Raw genomic sequence first — 22,482 nt, 5'->3', positions numbered from 1 at the left:
TTTTCTGCCTTACATCAGCAATAAAACACAAAGCGGCCCTAGGGCCGCTCGATTTAGTAATGAAAAGTAGCGGCTTAATTACAGCGACTTTTCTATATCTGCTTGAGATGTATGACGAATATCTTTACCGTTAACAAAATAGATGATGTATTCAGCAATATTTTGGCAGCGATCGCCAATACGCTCTAATGAACGTACTGACCACACTAAATCCATAATTTTCGGGATTGAGCGTGGATCTTCCATCATATATGTCATGATTTGACGAGTAATTGCTTCGTATTCACGATCAACTTTAGCGTCTTCTTTATGTACTTCAAACGCACATTGCACATCCATACGTGCAAATGCATCAAGTACATCATGAAGCATTTTTGATACTAGACGCCCCATGTTTTCAATGTTTACCAGTAAGTCTTGCTGATCTTTAGTGAATGAGTCTAGTGCGACTTTAGCAATACGCTCAGCTTCATCACCAATACGCTCTAAATCGGCAATTGTTTTTGCAATGGCAATGACAAGACGTAAGTCACTCGCTGCCGGCTGACGACGAGCGATAATGCGTGTACATTCTTCGTCGATGTTCACTTCCATTGCATTTACTTTGTAGTCGTTTTCACGAACTTTTTGTGCAAGATCGGCATCACCATTACTAACAGCATCCAGTGCACTGTTTAGTTGCTGCTCAACTAAACCACCCATGTTTAATACATGGTTACGCACATTTTCAAGCTCTTCATTAAAGCGGCCCGAAATGTGTTTATTGATATTATGTTCCATTGTCTACCTCTATAAATTTCGTTTACGGTACCAAGTAACTTTATTAACTAACCGTAACGGCCTGTAATGTAGTCTTCTGTTTTCTTCTTGCTTGGTGTTGTAAATAACGTATTGGTATCTGAATACTCAATCAACTCACCCATGTACATAAACGCAGTTTGGTCTGATACACGAGCAGCCTGTTGCATGTTGTGAGTAACGATTACCACGGTAAACTTATTCTTTAAGTCGTTAATTAGCTCTTCGATAACTAAAGTAGAAATTGGATCTAGTGCCGATGTAGGCTCATCCAGAAGTAGTACTTCAGGCTCGATAGCAATTGAGCGAGCAATTACAAGACGCTGTTGCTGACCACCCGATAAGCCAAATGCACTATCGTGTAAACGGTCTTTAACTTCATCCCATAACGCCGCGCCACGTAAAGATTGTTCAACCACTTCGTCTAGTTTACGCTTTTCTTTAATACCTTGTAAGCGTAGGCCATAAACGACATTTTCGTAGATTGATTTTGGAAATGGATTAGGACGTTGGAATACCATCCCGACATTTCTTCGTAGTGCAGCAACATCTACATTCTTATCATAGATATTGTGACCATGTAGTAAGATCTCACCATCGATACGACAGCTATCAACAAGGTCGTTCATACGGTTTATACAACGTAAAAGTGTTGATTTACCACAACCCGATGGACCGATAAATGCTGTTACCTGACCTTTTGGGATGTTCATATTTACGCCGCTAAGCGCTTGTTTATCACCGTAGTATAGATCTAAGTTTTTAATCTCTAACGCTGTTTGCTCTGCAGTTAGGTTATCTAAATCTAGCTTTGCCGCGCTTTTCGCTTGGTTTACTTGTGGTGCAACTGTAATCATCTCTGTCTACCTATAAAAATTCTGTATTAATGCTCAAGAGCTCTAAACTTTTCGCGTAAGTGGTTACGAATACCAATCGCGGTGATATTCAGGGCGATAATTACTGATACCAGTAAGAATGCCGTGGCATATACCAGCGGACGAGCCGCTTCTACGTTAGGGCTTTGGAAACCAACATCGTAAATATGGAAACCTAAGTGCATAAATTTTCTATCTAAATGTATATATGGGAAGTTACCGTCAAGAGGCAGTGTTGGTGCCATCTTAACAACACCAACAAGCATGAGTGGTGCTACTTCACCGGCTGCACGTGCAACCGCTAGGATTAAACCTGTCATAATCGCAGGGCTTGCCATCGGAATGATGATGCGCCATAGCGTTTCTGCTTTTGTTGCGCCAAGTGCTAATGAACCATGACGAACCGTACTTGGTATACGTGATAAACCTTCTTCTGTCGAAACAATAACAACAGGCAGCGTTAAAATTGCGAGCGTTAATGCAGACCAAATCACACCTGGCGTACCAAATACTGGGCTTGGCGACGACTCAGGGTAGAATAATTGGTCAATGCTGCCACCGAGCATGTATACAAAGAAACCTAGACCAAATACACCGTATACAATCGAAGGTACACCCGCAAGGTTGATTACCGCGATACGGATCATCTTAGTCACGGCATTTTTTGCTGCGTATTCATGCAAGTAAATCGCTGCAACCACACCAAATGGCGTCACAATCACTGCCATTAGTAATACCATGAATACAGTACCGAAAATTGCCGGGAATACACCACCTTCAGTGTTTGCTTCACGTGGGTCATCCGCTACAAACTTACCAAGTTGTACAAAATAGTGACCAAGCTTAGCAAAGAAGCCCATGTCATTAGGGAACCACACATCAAGAACTTGATACAGAGGTAAAGTAACCACTTCACCGCGCATGTCTCTCACAGTTACTTGGTCACGCTTTGCTTCTTTACGAAGTGCAAATAACTGCTTTTCTAACACTGTGTATTCAGCACGTAACTCAGCACGAGTTTGTGCAAGCTCAGCAACACGCTCATCGGTTAGTTCGTTATCAAGCTGGTATGCTTTTTCTTTTAAGCGTAAACGCTCAAGTTCATAGTTAATATGACCAATATCACCATTTTGTAAGTCTAACGCTTGGTCATTTAGGTCAACAGCACGCTCTACAAGATCATAAAGCACATCGATTTTGTTATCTGTGATAACTTCACCGTCTTTAATAACCTGCTCAACATAACCGTAAAAGTTACCGTTTTTGCTACGTTCGAATACTGCAAGCTCTGCTGGCGCAGTACGCGATGTAATGTCTGTCTCTAGTACCCAACGGAAATCGAGATCAACATACTCACGGTTACCGGTTTTGATCAGTAAGCGCTCTAGCTGCTCTTTGTCGTAATGAGATAAATCAACGCCCGTCGCCTCAATACGTGATTTTGCAACTAGTTCACGGTCATAAATTTCACCGATCACTGTTTGTTTTGCAACAGAGCCTTGCAGCTCAAATTGCACTACTTCTGATGGCCAGAAAAAGCTTAAACCTTTCCAAGCAATCATGGCTAGTAAGCCAAGAACCGAGATTAAACTGATGCTTACCGCACCGCCGGTCATCCAAATCCAAGGAGAACCAGACTTAAACCACTGCTTTACCATGTCGTGTCTCTCCACCTACATTGAACTGTATTTTTCACGCAGTTGCTGACGAACAAACTCAGCCACTGTGTTGAAAACGAATGTGAATATGAATAATACAAATGCTGCTAAGAATAGGATGCGATAATGCGAGCTACCTACCTCAGACTCTGGCATTTCTACCGCGATATTCGCTGCAAGTGTTCTCATACCCTGGAAGATACTCCAGTCCATAATAGGTGTATTACCTGTTGCCATTAGTACAATCATTGTTTCACCTACCGCACGGCCTAGGCCCATCATTACTGCTGAGAAGATACCCGGGCTTGCTGTTAGTAGTACTACGCGAACCAATGTTTGCCATTGCGTTGCACCAAGTGCTAATGAACCGTTTGATAAGTGCTTAGGAACACTGAATACCGCATCTTCCGCAATTGAGAAGATAGTTGGGATAACAGCAAAGCCCATCGCAATACCAACAACTAGTGAGTTACGTTGGTCGAATGTCATACCTAATTCATTGGTTAGGTACTGACGCACATTACCGTCAAACATCCAAAGCTCAATTGAGTTACTCATCGCAAACGATAACCAGCCAATAAAGATAACCACTGGGATAAGTAAAATTGAATGCGAACCTTCAGGAATACGGTGACGAATTGACGCCGGTAGTTTGTTCCAGCCGAATGCAGTTAATAAGATACCAATTGGCAGCAACACCAATAATCCGACAATCGCTGGTAAATGTTCTTCAATTAATGGTGCTAACCAAAGACCTGCTAAGAAACCTAAGATTACCGTTGGTAATGCTTCCATAATTTCTACAGTCGGCTTAACCACTTTACGTAATTCACTCGACATAAAGTACGCCGTGTAAATTGCCGCTGAAAGCGCAATGGGTACCGCAAATAACATTGCGTACATTGCAGCTTTAATCGTACCGAATGAAATTGGCACTAACGAGAACTTAGATTCAAAGTCATCACTTGCAGAGGTTGATTGCCAAATATAACCCGGCTCTGGATAGCCTTCGTACCACACTTCTTGCCATAATGCAGACCAGGTTACTTCTGGGTGCTCGTTATGGATTTCAATCACTTTTAACGCGTCATCAGCAAGAATCAGTGCCGCATTTGAACGTGGTGAAATAGCAAAGTTTTGAATTGGACCGTCGCTTACTTTACCTTGCCATAGTTTTGCATCACTGGTTGTGTAATAAATACCAAGCTCACCGTTAGCACCCGCTGTGAAGAAGGTACGACGATAGAACTCAGTAAAAATATTTAGTTTCGATTGCTTGCTGGTTTCAAATGCACGAATCTTTTGGAACTCACGGCCATTTTCAGTGTTTACTTCAAACCACTGTGATACTTCGCCATTATCGTTAGCAAGCATCAGTGAGTTGGCACCCGCTAATAGCTGAGTTGAAACTAGGTTCGCGTTTTCTTCGTTAGCTGCAAGCAGTTGGATTTGCTCAACTTCAGAAGGGTAACGGGTATCATATACGTAAATTTGATTTGCTGAACGCACGAATGTACGTGTTGTATCAGGTGAAATTAATAGCTCATCAACACGACCTTCGATATCAAGTTCTGTGCGCTCAACAACCCACTCAACTTCGCCGGTGAACATGTTTTCTTCACCCACAAAGCTGCTAAATAAAACGCGCTTGTCAGCGGTTAAAGCAACAACAGCTGTTTTATCTTCGTAGTGGCTAAATGCAAATTTAGTGATTGCCGCACCTTGATCGTCAACCTCAAGCGCCATATCACCGAGCGGGTAATCTAAACGTGGTGTTAATTGGCGTTGGTTGTTCGGGAATGTCACTAAGAATTTTGGCGCAACCACAACAACTGAGCCATTCTCTAGGCCGTATGCGTATTGCCCCTGAAACGGTGCAGAGCTTGCAAAGCTGCTTACATCGCTTGGTAATTCTGTATTAAGAGTGGTGATCTTTTTACCAAATTGCTCTTTTTCAACATTGTAAAAGTCCACATTACCTTTTTCACCGAGTAAAAAGGCAACTTCTGTTTGCTCTTCAATGCCAAGGCCAACAACTTCTGACGCATTTTGTAGTTTTACACTATTACGTGTTTCTACTTTTGCTGATTCAAAAATAGGTTGAACAACATAAAGAAGGTAAAAGAATATGAGTAGCAGTGCTACAAGCACCATTACGCCACCCGCGGAAATACCCCACTTGGCAAACCTGTCTTTAAATAGACGGCTTCTATCCGTATGAAAGGTAGGTTTATTCGGATTGGAAGTCATCAAAACACCCTTAAAACTTAACGTTGCGCGAATTATATTTCACCAAGATGACAGTAATGTTACAAACGTCATAATTCAGTGTAATAAAGCGAGTATTTCAGGGACGTATTTTAAAGTTAAAGAATGACCAAAATAAGTCATTGTGGAGCACTTTTATTACAGTACCACAATCAAGCTAACAAATTGTTATAACTAATTTTTTATAACTACAGTGAAAAAATTGGACAAACATTAAAACAGCATCAATACTCAATGAGACTTATTTTTTTCAACAATAAGAATCATTTTTAACCAACGCCTCCTCCCTTTTATTGCATTTTTCTGAGGCTTTTTTATAGAGATTTAAGTATGAAGCAGTTAGTAATTACTATTTTAGGGCCAGACAAACCCGGCCTAGTTGAAGATATTTCTGCCACAATTTTAAACCATCATGGTAACTGGCTGACAAGTAATTTGAGCCACCTTGCAGGTCATTTTGCCGGAATTATCGAAGCCGCAGTACCTGAAGAGCATTTGCAAGAATTACAAGATGCTCTTCACAGCTTACCTTATCTTGAAGTTCGAATTGAACGTGGAACTGATACCTTGCCTGATGTTCCGTCTGAGGAAATTAACTTCGTGATTACTGGTAACGACAGACCAGGCATTGTACAAGAGCTAGCCAGCGTTATTCGTCACAAAGGGGCGAATATCACTCACCTAAATTCAAAACAACAAAGTGCACCTAACTGGGGCGTGCCAATTTTTAGTGCTGTTGCCACCGTTGCTTTGCCAATAGGCATGAACAAAGACGAAGTGATCAACGCACTTGAGTCTATTACCACAGATCTAATTGTTGATATTGAGGATGCTTAAACCAAGTACCACTTCTACAACTAAAGTTAGATTAAGCGTGTCACAAAACTGACACGCTTGTCATACTTGTGTCATCTGCATCCTCTACATTCTAACTAGCTATAAACGTTGGAAAACCAGATGAACGCATCACATTCTTCTTCTCAAGCCGTTAATTACTTTGCCAAAGAGCTAAGTTGGCTGTCTTTTAATGAACGCGTGCTGCAAGAAGCCAAAGACAAATCGAACCCGATTATTGAGCGCATGCGCTTTTTAGGTATTTACTCAAACAACATGGATGAGTTTTTTCGTGTTCGTGTTGCCGATGTAAAACGCCGCATATTACTTAATAAAATTCCTGATGCGAACTTTGAAGAAGACGAAATATTACTTCATCAGATCCAAAGTAAGGTGCTGCAGCTTGGCAAAAAATTTAATCAAATTCATAAAGATATTTTGAATGATTTAAACGAGCACAATATTCACGTAGAGCTACCAGAGAAGTTATCTGAATTTCACTTGAGTTGGCTGAAAAAATTCTTCCACGACAATGTACTGCAACACATTTTGCCGATTTTGCTCTCTGAAAAGAAAGACTACTCAGATCAAATTAACGACACCATGACTTATTTGTTTGTCGAGATGACCAATCAAAAAAGTCATTATGCCATGATGGAGGTGCCTACTGACCGCGTCTCACGCTTTGTTATTTTGCCGCCTGAGAAAACACGCCGTCACAAAACCATTGTGATGCTAGATGACATCATCGCCTACTTTATTCGCGATGTGTTTAGCAGCTTTTTTAGCTTTGATGATATTCAATGTTATGCCATCAAATTGACCCGTGATGCCGAATACAATTTAGATGACGAGCTTGAAGAAGGCTTGCTCGATAAAATGTCAAAAGGTCTAAAACAACGTATTTCTGCAGAGCCTGTGCGCCTTGTTTATGACGAGAGCATGCCAGCTGAAATGCTTAAAGTGATGAAAAAGCGTCTTAATATTAGTCAACATGATGCGTTGATCCCCGGCGGTCGTTACCGTAATTTCCGCGATTTTATTGCGTTTCCGAATGTTGGCCGTCAGTATTTAGAAAACAAACCACTGCCTGCATTACAAAGCACGGCTTTTAACTATCACTCAAGTGTGTTTGATGCCATTTCAGAGCAAGATATTTTACTGTATTACCCTTATCACACCTTTAACCATTTACTTGAGTTTGTACGCCAAGCCGCTTTTGACCCTGATGTTACCCAAATTAAGGTCAATATTTATCGCGTTGCGAGTCAATCTCGTCTTATCTCTACACTTATTAATGCAGCAAAAAATGGCAAACATGTCACCGTAATGGTTGAGCTGAAAGCGCGCTTTGATGAACAAAACAATATTGAATGGGCAAAAACTCTGAGTAATGCCGGTGTTAAAGTAATCTTTGGTATTCCTGCATTGAAAGTGCACAGCAAGTTATGCGTTATTCATCGTAAAGAAAAGAACAACATCGTGAAGTACGCCCATATAGGCACGGGTAACTTCCATGAGAAAACTGCCAAAATTTATACTGACTTTAGTTTATTTACCAGACATGAAGGTATTAGCGAAGAGTGCGATAGCGTTTTTAGATTCATCGAAAGTAGCTATAAACCATTTCAGTTTGATCACTTGATGCTATCACCAGTCAACGCACGACAAACTATTATGTCGCTAATTGATGCTGAAATAACCAATATAGAGCATGGTAAGGCTGGCAAAATTACGCTAAAAATAAACAACCTTGTTGATAAAGAGCTGGTTGATCACCTCTATTTTGCCGCAAGACGCGGCGTGAAAATTCGCATTATTGTGCGTGGCATGTGTTCGTTAGTGCCCTCTGCCGTGAACGATAACATTCGTATTATTAGTATTGTTGACCGCTTTTTAGAGCACCCTCGGGTGATGGTGTTTCATAATAATGGCGAAGAAAAAGTGTATATTTCATCAGCGGATTGGATGACCCGAAATCTTGATCACCGTGTTGAAGTCGCCACACCGATTTATGATGAAAAATTAAAACAGCTTATTATTGATATTCTTGAGCTACAGTTTAAAGATAGATCAAAAGCGCGCATAATCGATAGCGAACAAAAAAACAGCTATGTGCGCCGTGGCAATCGTAAAAAAATTCGCTCGCAAATTGCCATTTATGACCACCTTAAGAAATGGGAAAGTAACTATAATAATGAATGATTATCCCTCAATTGCTGCCGTTGATTTAGGCTCAAACAGTTTTCATTTAGTGGTGGCAAGAGAGGTCGATGGCTCTTTGCAAATCTTACACAAAGAAAAGCAGCGCGTTTATTTAGCTGATGGTTTAGATGATAAAAATCACTTAAGCCAAGAAGCTATAGAGCGCGCGCTGGCGATTCTTAAGCAGTTTGCTACTACCTTACAGGACTTTCCCCTTGAGAATGTCAAAGTGGCGGCAACTTACACATTACGCCGCGCGAAAAATATTCATTCGTTCTTAACGCAAGCAAGTAAGGTGTTTCCTTACCCGATTGAAGTTATATCAGGGCAAGAAGAAGCACGTTTAATTTACCAAGGTGTAGCTCACTACATTCATCACGATGAAAACCGCTTAGTTATTGATATCGGTGGCGGCAGTACTGAACTCATCATTGGTAAACACTTTAAGCACAAGCTACTTGCTAGTCGCAACATGGGCTGTGTTAGCTATACCAAGCAGTTTTTTGCAGATGGACAAATCACTGCTAAGCGCTTTGCCAAAGCTGAGGTACGCGCAGAACAAGAACTCGAAGTAATTTTTGCTAATTACTTATCGGCTGGCTGGCAATCTGTGGTGGGAACATCAGGCACAATTAAATCTATCCTTGCCATGATCAATGCCAATGATGCAGAGCAAGAGCTAATTACTTTAGAGCGGTTATTAGAACTAAAAACCCAGTTTATTGCATCTAAACAAATACAAGCGCTGCAAATTGAAGGTCTTACGCCTGAGCGGCAAGTGAGTATTTGTGGTGGTTTAGCCATTTTAATCGCGGTATTTAGGCTGTTTAAAATCGAAGCGATGCAGTACAGCGACTTTTCACTGCGTGAAGGCCTGCTTCATGAAATGCAGCAAAAGCTCGCCCATAAGGATATTCGCACAAATACCATAGAGAATTTATCTGAGCGTAATGCCATAGATAAAGAGCATGCTAATCGTGTCTCGACAACTGCAAAGTGGCTGTTTGAACAAGTAAGAGAAACATGGCATCTGACCGACTCAGATTACATAAATTTATTGGATTGGGCTGCGCAGCTGCATGAAATTGGCTTAGGGGTTAATTCATCAGGGATACATAAGCACAGCGCGTATATCGTGGCGAATAGCCAATTACCTGGCTTTACGCAGCAACAACAAACCTTGCTTAGTTGCATGATCCGTTTTTATCGGAAAAAGATCCGCTTAGAAGAGTTTCCGGCACTGCATACCATGCAGCATTATGAAATATTGCAGCTTATTGTGATTTTGCGCTTAGCGGTACTACTGAATCAAAAGCGTATTACCGATCAAGGTTTTAAACTTGAGGTAACAGCCAAGCAAAATAGTATGTTCTTAAAGTTTCACAATAAGTGGCTTAAAGAACATACCTTGCTTTTAGCTGACTTACAGCAAGAGCAAAAATACCTTAAAAAAGTCGGCTTCTTACTCGATTTTCATTAAGCTGATTAATAGATTAATAGATTAATAGATTAATCGATTACATATCCATATGGCGGTTAGAGCTTTGCATCATTTGCTTAAGGCCTTGATGTTCAAGCTCAAGTAAACGTTCGAGCTTTTCTTTACTTTGCTCTGTATCAGCTCGCGATACCAAGTATTCGTATAAGTCGATGACTTTTTGGTGTTGCGTGGTTAAGTAAACCTGAATCGCCTTTTCATCAATTTGCTGATCTGTGCTGATATCGTTAAAAGTAATTAGCTCTGGGTTTTCAGCAAAATACTCATAGCAATAGGTATCAAGCGTGTTTATTTCTGTAATGGCTTTAAAGCCAACGAGATCTTCTGCCAGTTTCTTCTCATATTGCAGATAATAGTCCACCAGCATTTGATTATGCTCGTCCAGTAAGTCTTTAACACTGTGGAAATTGGCTGCCATTTGAGTATGAAATAACACGGTCCAATCATAAACTTGTTGTATTGTTTTAACTTGCATGTGCATTCCTTATTAAAATCAATTTAATATGACTTTGCATAAATCACACCAGCAATAAACAAACCAATTATCAATAAGTTAAAAATAAAATGTGTAACTTGCAGCCAGTAAAAGCGTACAAGTTACACACTGACTGTAAAATTTATAGGTGGCGTTTACGCCATATAAAGTAAAGCGCAGGTAACACAAGTAGTGTTAAAACTATGGCACTGAGCATCCCACCGACCATAGGCGCGGCTATTCTGCTCATCACCTCACTGCCCGTTCCAGTGCCATAAAGCACTGGCAGTAACCCTATGATAATAGTGGCAACTGTCATCATCACTGGTCTAACCCGAAGGCCTGCACCATTGATGATTGCTTGGCGCAGCTCTGTAACCGTGAACTGTGCTGATTGCGCTTTGGTATCTTGATAAGCTTGGTTGAGATAAACCAGCATGATCACGCCAATTTCCACAGCAACCCCAGCCAGGGCAATAAAACCAACCCCAACAGCAACCGAGAAGTTAAAGCCTTCAAGGTACATCAGCCAAATACCGCCTATCATAGCAAGCGGTAAGGTCAGCATGATCATTGCCACCTCAATAAAGCTTCTAAAATTGAGGTATAACAGCACCACTATAATTGCCAAGGTGAGTGGCAATACATAACTGAGTTTAGCTTTTGCGCGCTCCATGTATTCATATTGCCCCGCCCACGTAATTGAGTAACCAGCAGGTAGCTCGAGTTGCTCATGCAGCGCTTGTTGCGCACGCTCAACATAACTGCCGATATCACTGCCTTCAATGTCGATTAAGCTCCAGCCATTAATGCGGGCATTTTCACTTTTAATACCCGGCGGGCCATCTTCGATAAAGACATGAGCTACATCGGCCAATGCGATACGCTGTCCGTTTGGTGTCACTATCGGTAACAACTTAAGCTCTTCTGGCGAGTCGCGATAATCTTGCGGGTAGCGCAAGTTAACTGGGTAACGCTCTTGCCCTTCAACCGTTTCTGTCACATTCATACCACCGATAGCGGTGGCAACTACCTGTTGTACATCAGCAATGTTCAAACCATAGCGCGCTGCTTTTTCACGGTTGATATCAACTTTGATGTAGCGACCACCGGCAACACGCTCTGAGTAAACCGACGCTGTGCCCGGTAAATCTTTTAGGATGACTTCAATTTGCTCACCGATTTTTTGAATTTCACTTAGCTTTGGACCTGCAACTTTGATCCCCACTGGCGTTTTAATACCAGTGGCAAGCATGTCAATTCGTGTTTTGATTGGCATAACCCACGCATTGGTAAGCCCTGGGAACTTAACCAGATTATCGAGTTCTTTCTTCAGTTTCTCGGTTGTCATGCCCTCGCGCCACTGTGACTTTGGCTTTAACTGAATAAAGGTTTCGATCATGGTAAGCGGCGCAGGATCTGTGGCAGTGTCTGCGCGACCTACCTTACCAAACACCGACTCGACCTCTGGCACACTGGCAATTAACTTATCGGTCTGTTGTAAGATTTCACGGGCCTTACCAATGGAAATACCTGGATAAGTCGTTGGCATGTACATTAAGTCGCCCTCATCAAGGGGAGGAATAAACTCACTGCCAATTTTATTAACCGGATAAAAGCCGATAGCAGCCAACACCAAGGCCAGTACCAATGTTGTTTTCGGCGCTTTTAACACCGCACTTAATAAAGGTTTATAGGCTGCCACCAATAAGCGGTTTACAGGGTTTTTCTGCTCAGAAATAACCCTACCGCGAATAAAGTAGCCCATTAATACCGGCACCAGTGTAATCGCTAAACCAGCCGAAGCTGCCATCGCATAGGTTTTTGTATAAGCCAGTGGCGAGAACATGCGTCCTTCTTGTGCTTCAAGAATAAACACAGGCATAAAGCTAACAGTGATAATCAATAAACTAAAGAATAACGCGGGCCCGACTTCTGCGGCTGAGTCCATCACCACTTGCCAGCGGTTCTCATCGGTCAGTGGGGTTTTCTCCATATGCTTATGCATATTTTCTATCATCACGATAGCACCATCTGTCATTGCACCAATAGCAATCGCTATCCCGCCAAGCGACATGATATTGGCGTTTATACCTTGCCAATACATAACCACAAAAGCCGTTAAAATACCCATTGGCAACGTGATAATGGCTACAATCGATGAGCGTATATGGAATAAAAACACCACACACACTAAGGCCACCACGATTAATTCTTCAATTAACTTTGAGCTTAAGTTATCAAGTGCTTGGGTAATTAGGTTTGAACGGTCGTACACAGGGATGATTTCAACTCCCTCAGGCAGGCCTTTTTTGAGCGACTCTAGCTTTTCCTTTACCAGTTTGATGGTTGCTTCGGCATTTTCTCCAAAGCGCATCACTACCACCCCACCGGTTACTTCACCCTCGCCGTTTAGTTCGGCAATACCACGGCGCATTTGCGGCCCAAGTTTTATATCAGCCACATCACGTAATTGCAGTGGCGTGCCATTGGCATTAGTACCCAGCGGAATGGCTTCTAAATCTGCGACACTTTTAATATAACCCGTGCTCGATACCATGTATTCGGCTTCAGCCATTTCTACCACTGAGGCACCGCGCTCTTGGTTACCTTGCTTAATTGCTGTTTGAATTAAACTTAGCGGAATACCATAAGCACGCAATTTATCGGGGTCGACATTAACCTGATACTGCTTAACCATACCGCCAACAGACGCTACTTCTGATACGCCCGGCACCGTTTGCAGCTCAAACTTTAAAAACCAATCTTGCAAGCTTCGTAGCTGGCTAATATCGTGCTTACCAGTTTTATCCACCAGCGCATACAAGTAAATCCAGCCTACCCCTGTTGCATCAGGGCCAAGTTCAGGCCTCGCTGAATCCGGTAAGCGAGCACTTACTTGACTCAAATATTCTTGCACCCGACTACGGGCCCAGTAAAGGTCGGTGTTTTCGTTAAAAATAACATATACATAAGAGTCACCAAAAAACGAAAAGCCCCTTACCGTTTCAGCTCCCGGCACCGACAACATGGCTGTGGTGATAGGAAACGTTACTTGGTCTTGCACCACTTGAGGCGCTTGTCCTGGGTAAGATGTTTTTACAATAACCTGTACATCAGATAAGTCAGGCAAGGCATCAACCGGGGTATTCTTTAAAGAAAACATCCCAAAACCTGCCAACATTAAAGACAGCAGTAATACAAAGAAGCGATTACCGACTGACCAACGGATCACGGCAGCTATCATTGCATTTCTCCTTGTATAGGGTGGCTCATGGTCATGATGTCAAAAATCACAAACTCACCGTCCACCAATTTAAAGGTAAAATGCACTTCATCATCGCTTTGTAAACTAGACATATCGATGCGCGGCGAAAAGTGAAACTCCATAGTTGCAGCCCCGCGCCCCCACTTAGGGATAGCCTCACGACTGATCACGGCTGTTCTGGCTTCGCGATCAATGCTGTTGATCACGCCATTCACCATTGCGCTCTCGCTATCTGGTTCTTGCATACGCATAAAGTCAGAACTCTTACTTGATTCGGAATCTATTAAGAACTGCGCTGAAACCACAACGATATCGTCTTTCAATAAGCCTGATAAAATTTCGACATCATGATTATCACTACGGCCTAGCGTCACAGCCACTGACTTAAAGCGCCCTTCACCTAAATCAATCACGACACGGTCTTGGCTACCGGTGCGGATCACCGCTTCTTTGGCTATCACTAATTGCGGCTCAGTTGGCTTAGTAGTAATGCTCACTTCAGCAAACATATTCGGTTTTAATAAGCCATCTTGGTTAGCAAAGCGTAAACGCACGCGCAGGGTACGGTTTTTCTCATCAAGGGTTGGATAAATATAATCGACCTTGCCTTGCCAGCGTTTGCCCGGTAAGTAGTCTAAGCTCATCGTCACTGGCAAGCCTTTATGAATAAGCCCTGCTTGGCGCTCAAAAACTTCAGCCTCAACCCATACTTCTTCTAGGTGAGCAATACTCATCATGGTTGTGCCTGGTTTCACAAAGAAACCTTCGCGGATATTTAGCTCATCCAATACGCCACTTTGCTTGGCATAAAAGGTAATGTTCTGTCTGACCTTTTGGCTTTGCTCTAATCGCACAATAAAATCGTCAGAAACATTCAGTGAGGCTAAGCGTGCTTTTGCCGCACGTATAAGCACCGCATTGTTACGTTTTAGGGCAAGCAGTAGCTCTTCTTGCGCATTCACTAGCTGTGGAGAATATAAGGTATAAAGTGGCTCGCCTTGCTTCACTTGGTCACCAGCGGCTTTTACATATAAGGTTTCTATCCACCCTTCGACACGAGGGTGAATATGCACGAGTTGGTCTTGGTCGTATTGCACATAGCCAACCGTATCAACCGTCGTTTGTAATGATTTAAACCTTACGGGTGCTGTTCTTACCCCTAAGTTATTAACGACTGCAGGTGAGATCCTCACAGTACCCGGGCTGTCTTCAGCGCTACTTTGCTCCTCATAAACGGGCACTAATTCCATACCCATTGGTGATAAACCCGGTTCATCACGGCGGTAATTACTGTCCATGGGCGCCACCCAATATAGCGGCTTTTTCTCAGCGCTTGGCATTTGTGCATGCTCTGGCTCAGCCAATTTATTTACAGCCGTTGCCAATGCCGCACCTACCGCCAAAGCGATAACTAATTTCACTGTGTTATTCATTGCTAGCTCCTTGGCTTTGTGCTGCATTTATTTGGTTATCTTTTGCTGCTGCGTAATAATTAAGGCGAGCGAGGGTTATTTGTTTATCAATTTCGATATTCAACGCATCAATTTTTGCGTTAAGTTCGCTGATGCGAGCACGCATCACTTCTGAAAAGTCACCATCATCATTGGTGTAAGCATTTAACGTCGCCTCCGCTTGCTCTGCCATTTGCGGTAATAGCTGCTGTTGATACAGTGCTTTGCGCTGAGCAAGTCGGCTTAGTTGGCTAAGCTCTTTAAAATACTGACCTTGCAGTTTCTGTAGAGTAATAAGCTTGTTGGTTTTTACCGCCTCGGCATTAGCTATTGCGGCATTAACTTGTTGATCTTGGCGATTATCAGTAAACAGCGGTAAATCAATACTCACCCCAATAGAGAATAAGTCATCGCGAGAGTCACCCATCGGGGTATCATCACGATAGCCATAACCTAGGTTCATACCAAATTGCGGCTTATACGCCTCTTTAGCCACTTGCACTTGGGTGTTTTTGGCACGCATAGCATGATCAATAGCGATAATTGCCGGGTGGCTCATCAGCACTTCAGTCACCCCCGATGATGCAAGCTCTTGATAAGGCATTACTGCGGCCACCTTGGTGTTTTCATCGCTCACTGCACCGTTTAGCATTTCAATAGGTAGCCATTGTGCTAGTCGCTTTTTGGCACTATCAAACTGTTGCTCTAACATCACCAGCTTATCTTCAAGCCGAGTCAGCTCTAGCTGGGCGCGAATAATATCCTGCTGGCGAGTCGCACCAAGTGTATTGGCATAGCTTGCTTCTGTAATATCAATAAGTTGATTAAATAAGGCTTTATCTTGGTTGATCAGTTGAATGCTTTTTTGTGCGCGATAGGCATTTAGCCATGCTTCGCTAACAATAGCTTTAACCTGTGCTTGGCGGTCTGCTCTAAGCCAAGGGTATTGCTCAGCCGATTGTTTTAAAGCTTGTTGCTGTAAGGCAAGACTATCACCTCGGCTAAATTGTTGTGACAAGCCCACTTTGAATTGCGTCATACCCTCTTGGTCAAAGGCAAAGCCATCGGTTGGTAAGTTCATGAGTCCAACGGTTAACACTGGATCCGGCAAGGTACCTGCCGCAATGCTTTGCGCTTCTATCGCCTGTTGCTGGTATTTATTTGCCTGTAACCAAGGCTCGTGAGTCAATGCATAATCAATCACCTGATTGAGTGCCAACGGCTCTGCTTTCACTAAACTTGAGGTTATCAATACTGCGCCTAGAGAAAGCGCCTTAATCAATTTGCTGTGAATCATCACATGCTCCAAAAATCTTAAAAACGGTTAAAAACAATAGATTTTGGGTGCAGAATGAGGTGTATTTCAGCGTTTTACTGAATTTTAGACAGACCTATCCTGCTTAAGCAGTAATAGGTGGACGATATAAAGAACTGACGTGAAAACTAAGCTGGCTGGCGCCTAACATGGTGACTTTTTCTGATTGCTTAATTGATTTAACAACTAAATCATTTAACGGCAGGAGTGAGTGAGCTGTACAGGCATTGAACGGACACGCACAATCGCTGTTATCCATTACGTCTTCATGGCAACAATCCATATCACTCATGTCGCTGTCAGCATTCATATTAGCATGATGATCCATTTGCATGCTGGCATGTGGCATATCACATACCATAGCAACAGACGCAACTGACTGACCCACAAAAGTGAGCAGCATCATAGCTATCAATAAGTAGCTTGAAAGTCGCGTCATAATCATACCTTAAAAATTAAGTGCCCAAATTGTAGCCCGAAATTTACGAACTCGACAAGGGTTTATCTATTTTTATGCTACTGCTGGCAGCAATAGCAAACAAGCAATAACCTGTAAAATACCAAAATCCATCACCCAATTCAGCATGCATTTTTATCAACTCGCCCATTTGCCCATCGGCATTACCTGCTAAATAAGACACGATCAATGCAATCACAAACACATCGACCATGCTCCATTTACTTAGGCCTTGTATGAGTTGACCGAGCAAATACTTAAACCTATTCACTGGTAAGAAACAATAAAGCAATTGCATCAGGAGTTTTAAGGTGGGAATGACAATCGAGAACACTGCTACAAGCGCGGCAACAAGGTAGTTTTTGTTATTAGCAAGCTCATTCACGGTGCCCCAAATGCTGCGTGTTTTTTTGTAGGCATCGATTTCTCCTTCAAGCTTATCAAGCCCCAGCATGCTTGATGCCATCATTAACACGCTACGGGTATTGCGATCGCCTTCATCGGCAATCATTTCAATACCTGTTTTGGCAAGCTTAGATTTATCAATTTTTCCTTCAAGGGTGAGCACTGGCTGGGTTACACCGGGAATAAGTAACACTAAGGCAATTAAAATAGCTAGTATAGGAAAAACAACACGCATTAGTTACAAACCTTTTTAATACTCAGAGTCTGCATCATAACGAACTCTGCGCTCTTAGTCTGTAACCGATGATAAGCTTGCGAATACTTCATCTGCGTATGCGCGGGCATCATACATAGCTTGAAAAACCACATCCATTTTTGAGGCTGGGCGGATCATCTTGAGTAGTTCAAGGGCTGTGTGCCACTGCTCTTCTTCCATTGCTTTAGCAAGTTGTAAGCTCGCCCCTTGCATGCCATTAAAGTTTAACAGTGCACTCGAAAGCTCACTACCCAATGAAAACTCTTTGGCAATGATATTAAGCTCCATATCTAAAATAGCGTCTAAAACAGAGAGTAAGCCGACTAAATAACCTTGTTCAGCTAGGTCTTTACCTCCGGGTTCAAGCATCAAAGCAATAAATTTAGCTCTTGTTAAACCAAGTTTAGTTAGCTCTTGCGGTTTGTCATTGCCTAATTCGCTTAGCGCTAATACCCGCACAAATTGTCTAATCGCATCTTCACCAAGGTAAATAACCGCTTGTGAAATCGAACGAATTGTTTGCCGGCTATTACTTATACGCGCATTAACTAATTTTAAAATGCGTGCAGTAAGGCCAATATCTTTAGCAACACGTTGTTGAATTGCATCAAAATTTAAATCTGTTTGCGCAGTACAGTTAAGTAATTCAAGCACAGCAATTTTTGATGGTTCAACATTACCAAAACTCAAAAGCTCCGGCTTGGCAAAAAAGTAGCCCTGAAACAGGTCGCAACCTGCTGCTTTTAGTTGTTGAAAGTCCTCATAATTTTCAATGCGTTCCACTATGATAGTGGTTTCTGGAAAGCTACGTTTAAGCTTTTTGATCATCATGTTGGTTTTGATAATCGGCTGCGTAACTTCAAGCTTAATAAAATCCATCAAAGGCAAAATATCTTGCCATTTCTCTGTGCCATCATAATCATCAAGCGCGAACAAATAGCCTTCTTGTTTTAATTGTTTAACGCGGTTCACTACTTTTGGAATGCTAGTAGCCCGCTCCACTATTTCGATAACCGCACTGCGTGGCTGCAACAGCTTAGGAAAGTCATCCAAAATAGCGTCAGTCGATAGATTGATAAACGCAGGTTGAAAACCTGTTAGCTTCTCGAGTCCCATCAACATTAACGCGTTAAAAAACAGCCGCCCCGTTGCTTGGCCATCACTCGTTCCTACCGGAAATACATTATCGCTCGATTCTCTATACAATAATTCGTAAGCATATAAACTTCTATCAGCATTAAATATTGGCTGCCGGGCTATATACTGAGTCATGCTCTGACTTTTATTACCTTCCATACTTAATTCTGACATTCAACTTCTCACTTAAATGTGGCTAACTCCACATTACTATTGTTATAAGTATAGTGAAAGATGTTTGCCTTGCTAAAAAACAAAAACCCAACCAAACTAGGTACATGAAAACGAATTCAATCAGACCATTGCGCTTCTCTAACTCGATTTTCTTACTGTTACTTTTTCTTACTCAAGCAGTTTTGGCTGAGCAGCAGCCTGTACTGAAATATAATGTAACCGGCTCTGGGAACTACTATCCTTATTATATTGATGACAAAAGCAATCCAGGGATCCTCCCCGAACTGATCAAGCAAGTTATGCAGCTTGCTGATGTTCAAGTAAAGCATGTCGAGCTTCCTGCAAAACGTACCGTCAAATACCTTCACCAAGGGAATATTGATTTTGATGTCATAAGCCCCGAGTGGCTGAGCCAGACAGAAAAACAAAACCGACAATTTAGTTACTCAGACACCCTGTTTGCAGTTGAGGAGTATCTCGTGAGTTTAAAAAGCTCGGTGGCTCAATGGCAGCAACTCAACAGTATTCGTAATCAACCCGTAGGGACTGTTTTAGGCTATTACTATTATGACGATAACCGCTTTAAACGGGTTGATTTTCACTCTGAACAACAGCTCATTCAGGCACTAAAAATACACCGAATTGAGGTCGTCATAATAGATAAACTGCCAGCATTATATTGGGCTGAGCAATTTGATGCTGATATCAGTTTTGGTGCATTACACTCGCTAGGCAACCTAAAAATTCGCCTGCGCAGTGAACATCAATCATTGTTACCAAAAATAAATGCAGCAATCAAAGAACTTAAAAATTCTGGCAGCTTAGATGCCATAATCAATAAATACACAAAAACTATACCCCTATAATAACTAGGGATATTCCGCTTCAGTCCCTCTTTTGCTATAATGCGCGCTGTTTTTCTTACCTTGTAAACTTAAAAGAGCCTCCTATGAGCATTGAACAAGCCCTAATCGAACGCAGTAATAACCAATGTGAACTTTGTGCCGCTACAGATAACCTATCTGTATACGAAGTGCCGCCTGTTACAGAGGCTCATTCTGATAAATGCATTTATGTCTGCCAAACTTGTAAAGATCAAATCGAAAACAATGCTGATTTAACTGCAAACCATTGGCACTGTTTGAATGACAGTATGTGGAGTCAAACTCCAGCGGTACAAGTTGTCGCTTACCGCATGCTGAAACGCTTAGCTACTGATAACGGCTGGGCACAAGATGCACTCGATATGATTTATCTTGAAGAAGACACATTAAAATGGGCGCAAACAGCGCTAGCTGAAGATGACGACATTAAACACATCGACAGTAATGGTGTTGTGCTGCAGGCGGGTGATACAGTGACACTTATTAAAGATCTTGATGTGAAAGGCAGTAGCCTTGTTGCTAAGCGTGGCACAGCAGTAAGAAACATTGGCTTAACGAGCAACCCAGAACACATTGAAGGCCGTGTTGATGGTCAACGTATTGTTATTCTTACCAAATACGTGAAAAAATAACGTTTATTCTTATGCGCTTTATGTTCTTAAAGCGATTCGTTATTACGAAAATGGGCTTAGTGCCCATTTTTTGTTAATTAAGCTATGATTAAGACAGCGAACTTTATGCTAGGCAATTAAATATGATGCATAACCCTAAACGCAAGGAAAATAATCATGGCTTCGGATACCTTTTCATCTTTCAAACGCGCTTCTCTATGCAGTTTAATGATCTTAGGAAGCAGCTTGGTTTTAACAGGCTGTGGTGAAGACTCTAGTGCACCACAAGCTGAGCAATCATCAATGAAAACCCTGAATACTCAAATCACCTATTTAGATCGTAGTATGCTACCTCCGGGTTCAGTATTAAAAGTACAGCTCGCTGATGTTTCTAAAATGGATGTCAAGGCTGAAGTAATTAGCGAACAAGAAATTCAATTAGATGGTGCACCACCATATGATGTAGCACTTGAATATGACGAAAGCAAAATTGCTGACCGTCACCGCTACAGTGTAAGTGCACGCATTGAGAATCAAGGTAAATTACTTTACATCAGCACCACTCACAATAATCCATTTGCCGAAGATGCCGCTGGCGATCTGTACAAGGTAACGGTGACTAAAGTATCAGCGAAAAAGCCAGACGTGACTTTGACCAATACCTATTGGAAAGCAGTTACCATCAGCGGTGAGGCTATCACCGTTGAAAATAAAGAACCTTTCGTACAGTTTAAAGACGATGGTTCAACCAATGGTCACTTAGGTTGTAATAACTTCTCAGGTAGTTACGAGGTTAATGAGCAGGCGCTCACATTCAAGCCATTAGCAAGCACCAAAAAAATGTGTGTATCACAAATGGATATTGAAGCGGCCATGTCGGCAGCACTTGCAGCCACGGCTAAGTACTCAATCAATGGTGAGCAGTTAACCTTGTTAGATGATAGTGATGAGCCACTTGCGACCTTCGCAGCGACTTATATGAATTAACAACAGTTAAATTAACAACGCCCAGCAATTGCTGGGCGTTTTTGTTTTGAAGAAATTACTCTTCAACTAATTGTTCACTGCGATAAAAACCACTGCTATCGCTTAGTATGGAAACAAGTTCTGGTAATACAGCATCCATCGTTTGCTTTAATTTCCATGGCGGGTTGATCACTATCATACCCGATGCAGTCATACCATGAACGTCGGTATCGGCCTCTGTTGCAAGCTCGAAAAGCTGAATGTTACGCATACCCGATGCGATTAAACCCGCCTCCATTCTGTCAATTCGTTCACGGTCTACAACCGGATACCAAATCATGTACGTCCCCGTAGCAAAGCGTTTATGCGCCTTAACAAGAGTATTAACGACCGTATCGTAATCGTTTTTTATTTCGTAAGGAGGGTCAATAAGCACGCAAGCTCGACGTGATGCTGGTGGTAATAAACCAATTAAGCCTTGAAAGCCGTTTTCACCACGTACGCGAATAGAACGCTTACCTTTCATGTTGTCTTGCAGTAACTGTAAGTCACGTGGATGCAACTCAAAGAACCAACCGTTATCTTGGCGACGTAAAAAGTGCTCTGCAATTTTTGGCGAACCTGGGTAAAAATCTAAATTACCATTTGAATTAAATGATTTAATCAGCTCAATATACTCATTAAGTGCATCATGCTCACTGTTGTGCTGCCAAAGCTTAGCAATCCCATCTAAATACTCTTGTGTTTTTTGTGCATCACTGCCTGCAAGTTCAAAAAAGCCAGCACCTGAGTGGGTGTCCACATAATCAAGTGGTTTGTCTTTAATTGTTTGGTACTTAAGAACTTCAGCTAGAACAAGATGTTTTAGCACATCAGCAGGGTTACCTGCATGAAAGGAGTGTCGATAACTAAGCATATTTATAAATCGCCAAATGCAAAACTGCATT

18 protein-coding genes are annotated in these 22,482 nt (G+C 42.1%); 6 read left to right on the top strand and 12 right to left on the bottom strand.

The window, feature by feature from the left end; genetic code table 11:
- Positions 1-78: 78 nt before the first annotated feature.
- From phoU to IMPJCBKJ_RS09005, 4 genes are read right to left on the bottom strand one after another with little or no spacing between them, the layout of a single operon-like run.
- Positions 79-780 carry a phosphate signaling complex protein PhoU gene (phoU, locus tag IMPJCBKJ_RS09020; RefSeq protein ID WP_138616855.1) on the bottom strand — a complete coding sequence of 234 codons (702 nt, stop codon included), beginning with the start codon at positions 778-780 and terminating at the stop codon, positions 79-81.
- Between the two features lie 47 nt (positions 781-827).
- Complete coding sequence (gene pstB, locus IMPJCBKJ_RS09015) at positions 828-1,655, bottom strand: phosphate ABC transporter ATP-binding protein PstB (protein WP_054552475.1); 828 nt, start codon at positions 1,653-1,655, stop codon at positions 828-830.
- Between the two features lie 26 nt (positions 1,656-1,681).
- Positions 1,682-3,331 carry a phosphate ABC transporter permease PstA gene (gene pstA, locus IMPJCBKJ_RS09010; RefSeq protein WP_054552474.1) on the bottom strand — a complete coding sequence of 550 codons (1,650 nt, stop codon included), beginning with the start codon at positions 3,329-3,331 and terminating at the stop codon, positions 1,682-1,684.
- 15 nt (positions 3,332-3,346) lie between these two features.
- On the bottom strand, positions 3,347-5,581 hold the full coding sequence (locus tag IMPJCBKJ_RS09005; protein ID WP_138600186.1) for an ABC transporter permease subunit: 2,235 nt from the start codon (positions 5,579-5,581) through the stop codon (positions 3,347-3,349).
- A 348-nt stretch (positions 5,582-5,929) separates the two neighbouring features.
- Between IMPJCBKJ_RS09005 and IMPJCBKJ_RS09000 the strand changes: the two genes are divergently transcribed.
- From IMPJCBKJ_RS09000 to ppx, 3 genes are all read left to right on the top strand, one after another.
- Positions 5,930-6,436 carry an ACT domain-containing protein gene (locus tag IMPJCBKJ_RS09000; RefSeq protein WP_054552472.1) on the top strand — a complete coding sequence of 169 codons (507 nt, stop codon included), beginning with the start codon at positions 5,930-5,932 and terminating at the stop codon, positions 6,434-6,436.
- Between the two features lie 120 nt (positions 6,437-6,556).
- Positions 6,557-8,638, top strand: coding sequence for a polyphosphate kinase 1 (gene ppk1, locus IMPJCBKJ_RS08995; RefSeq protein ID WP_166339874.1), 2,082 nt, complete (start codon positions 6,557-6,559; stop codon positions 8,636-8,638).
- Complete coding sequence (ppx, locus tag IMPJCBKJ_RS08990) at positions 8,631-10,118, top strand: exopolyphosphatase (protein WP_166339872.1); 1,488 nt, start codon at positions 8,631-8,633, stop codon at positions 10,116-10,118. Before ppk1 ends, ppx begins: the two co-directional genes overlap by 8 nt.
- 37 nt (positions 10,119-10,155) lie before the next feature.
- Here the strand turns inward: ppx and IMPJCBKJ_RS08985 are convergent, their stop codons facing one another.
- The 7 genes from IMPJCBKJ_RS08985 to IMPJCBKJ_RS08955 form a co-directional block, all read right to left on the bottom strand.
- On the bottom strand, positions 10,156-10,611 hold the full coding sequence (locus IMPJCBKJ_RS08985; RefSeq protein ID WP_054563522.1) for a hypothetical protein: 456 nt from the start codon (positions 10,609-10,611) through the stop codon (positions 10,156-10,158).
- Positions 10,612-10,753: 142 nt separating this feature from the next.
- Complete coding sequence (locus IMPJCBKJ_RS08980) at positions 10,754-13,858, bottom strand: efflux RND transporter permease subunit (protein WP_166339870.1); 3,105 nt, start codon at positions 13,856-13,858, stop codon at positions 10,754-10,756.
- Positions 13,855-15,312, bottom strand: a complete 1,458-nt coding sequence (locus tag IMPJCBKJ_RS08975) for an efflux RND transporter periplasmic adaptor subunit (protein ID WP_166339868.1) — start codon at positions 15,310-15,312, stop codon at positions 13,855-13,857. Before IMPJCBKJ_RS08975 ends, IMPJCBKJ_RS08980 begins: the two co-directional genes overlap by 4 nt.
- Entirely contained in the window at positions 15,305-16,627 is a 1,323-nt protein-coding gene (locus tag IMPJCBKJ_RS08970) for a TolC family protein (RefSeq protein WP_166339866.1), read from the bottom strand. Before IMPJCBKJ_RS08970 ends, IMPJCBKJ_RS08975 begins: the two co-directional genes overlap by 8 nt.
- Positions 16,628-16,730: 103 nt before the next feature.
- A complete protein-coding gene (locus IMPJCBKJ_RS08965) occupies positions 16,731-17,084 on the bottom strand; it encodes a hypothetical protein (RefSeq protein ID WP_054552465.1) in 354 nt (117 codons plus the stop codon).
- Positions 17,085-17,127: 43 nt separating this feature from the next.
- Positions 17,128-17,742, bottom strand: coding sequence for a paraquat-inducible protein A (locus tag IMPJCBKJ_RS08960; RefSeq protein ID WP_138600179.1), 615 nt, complete (start codon positions 17,740-17,742; stop codon positions 17,128-17,130).
- A gap of 54 nt (positions 17,743-17,796) precedes the next feature.
- Complete coding sequence (locus IMPJCBKJ_RS08955) at positions 17,797-19,074, bottom strand: HDOD domain-containing protein (protein ID WP_228290600.1); 1,278 nt, start codon at positions 19,072-19,074, stop codon at positions 17,797-17,799.
- A gap of 104 nt (positions 19,075-19,178) precedes the next feature.
- Between IMPJCBKJ_RS08955 and IMPJCBKJ_RS08950 the strand changes: the two genes are divergently transcribed.
- The 3 genes from IMPJCBKJ_RS08950 to IMPJCBKJ_RS08940 all read left to right on the top strand — a co-directional run bounded on the left by IMPJCBKJ_RS08950 (position 19,179) and on the right by IMPJCBKJ_RS08940 (position 21,556).
- On the top strand, positions 19,179-19,940 hold the full coding sequence (locus tag IMPJCBKJ_RS08950) for a transporter substrate-binding domain-containing protein (protein ID WP_054552462.1): 762 nt from the start codon (positions 19,179-19,181) through the stop codon (positions 19,938-19,940).
- 83 nt (positions 19,941-20,023) lie between these two features.
- The gene (locus tag IMPJCBKJ_RS08945; RefSeq protein ID WP_054552461.1) at positions 20,024-20,590 is read left to right on the top strand and encodes an alkylphosphonate utilization protein; all 567 of its coding nucleotides are present in this window, start codon (positions 20,024-20,026) and stop codon (positions 20,588-20,590) included.
- Positions 20,591-20,746: 156 nt separating this feature from the next.
- Positions 20,747-21,556 carry an META domain-containing protein gene (locus IMPJCBKJ_RS08940; protein WP_138600177.1) on the top strand — a complete coding sequence of 270 codons (810 nt, stop codon included), beginning with the start codon at positions 20,747-20,749 and terminating at the stop codon, positions 21,554-21,556.
- A 55-nt stretch (positions 21,557-21,611) separates the two neighbouring features.
- On the opposite strand, the gene rlmJ is transcribed toward IMPJCBKJ_RS08940, so the two are convergent.
- Positions 21,612-22,451, bottom strand: coding sequence for a 23S rRNA (adenine(2030)-N(6))-methyltransferase RlmJ (gene rlmJ, locus IMPJCBKJ_RS08935; RefSeq protein WP_054552459.1), 840 nt, complete (start codon positions 22,449-22,451; stop codon positions 21,612-21,614).
- Between the last annotated feature and the right edge of the window lie 31 nt (positions 22,452-22,482).

The organism is Pseudoalteromonas sp. MB47 (assembly GCF_011319765.1).
In the GTDB taxonomy this organism is placed as follows: domain Bacteria; phylum Pseudomonadota; class Gammaproteobacteria; order Enterobacterales; family Alteromonadaceae; genus Pseudoalteromonas; species Pseudoalteromonas simplex.
The sequence above is the reverse complement of the archived record's forward strand: the minus strand, read 5'-3'. Positions and strand labels throughout refer to the sequence as shown.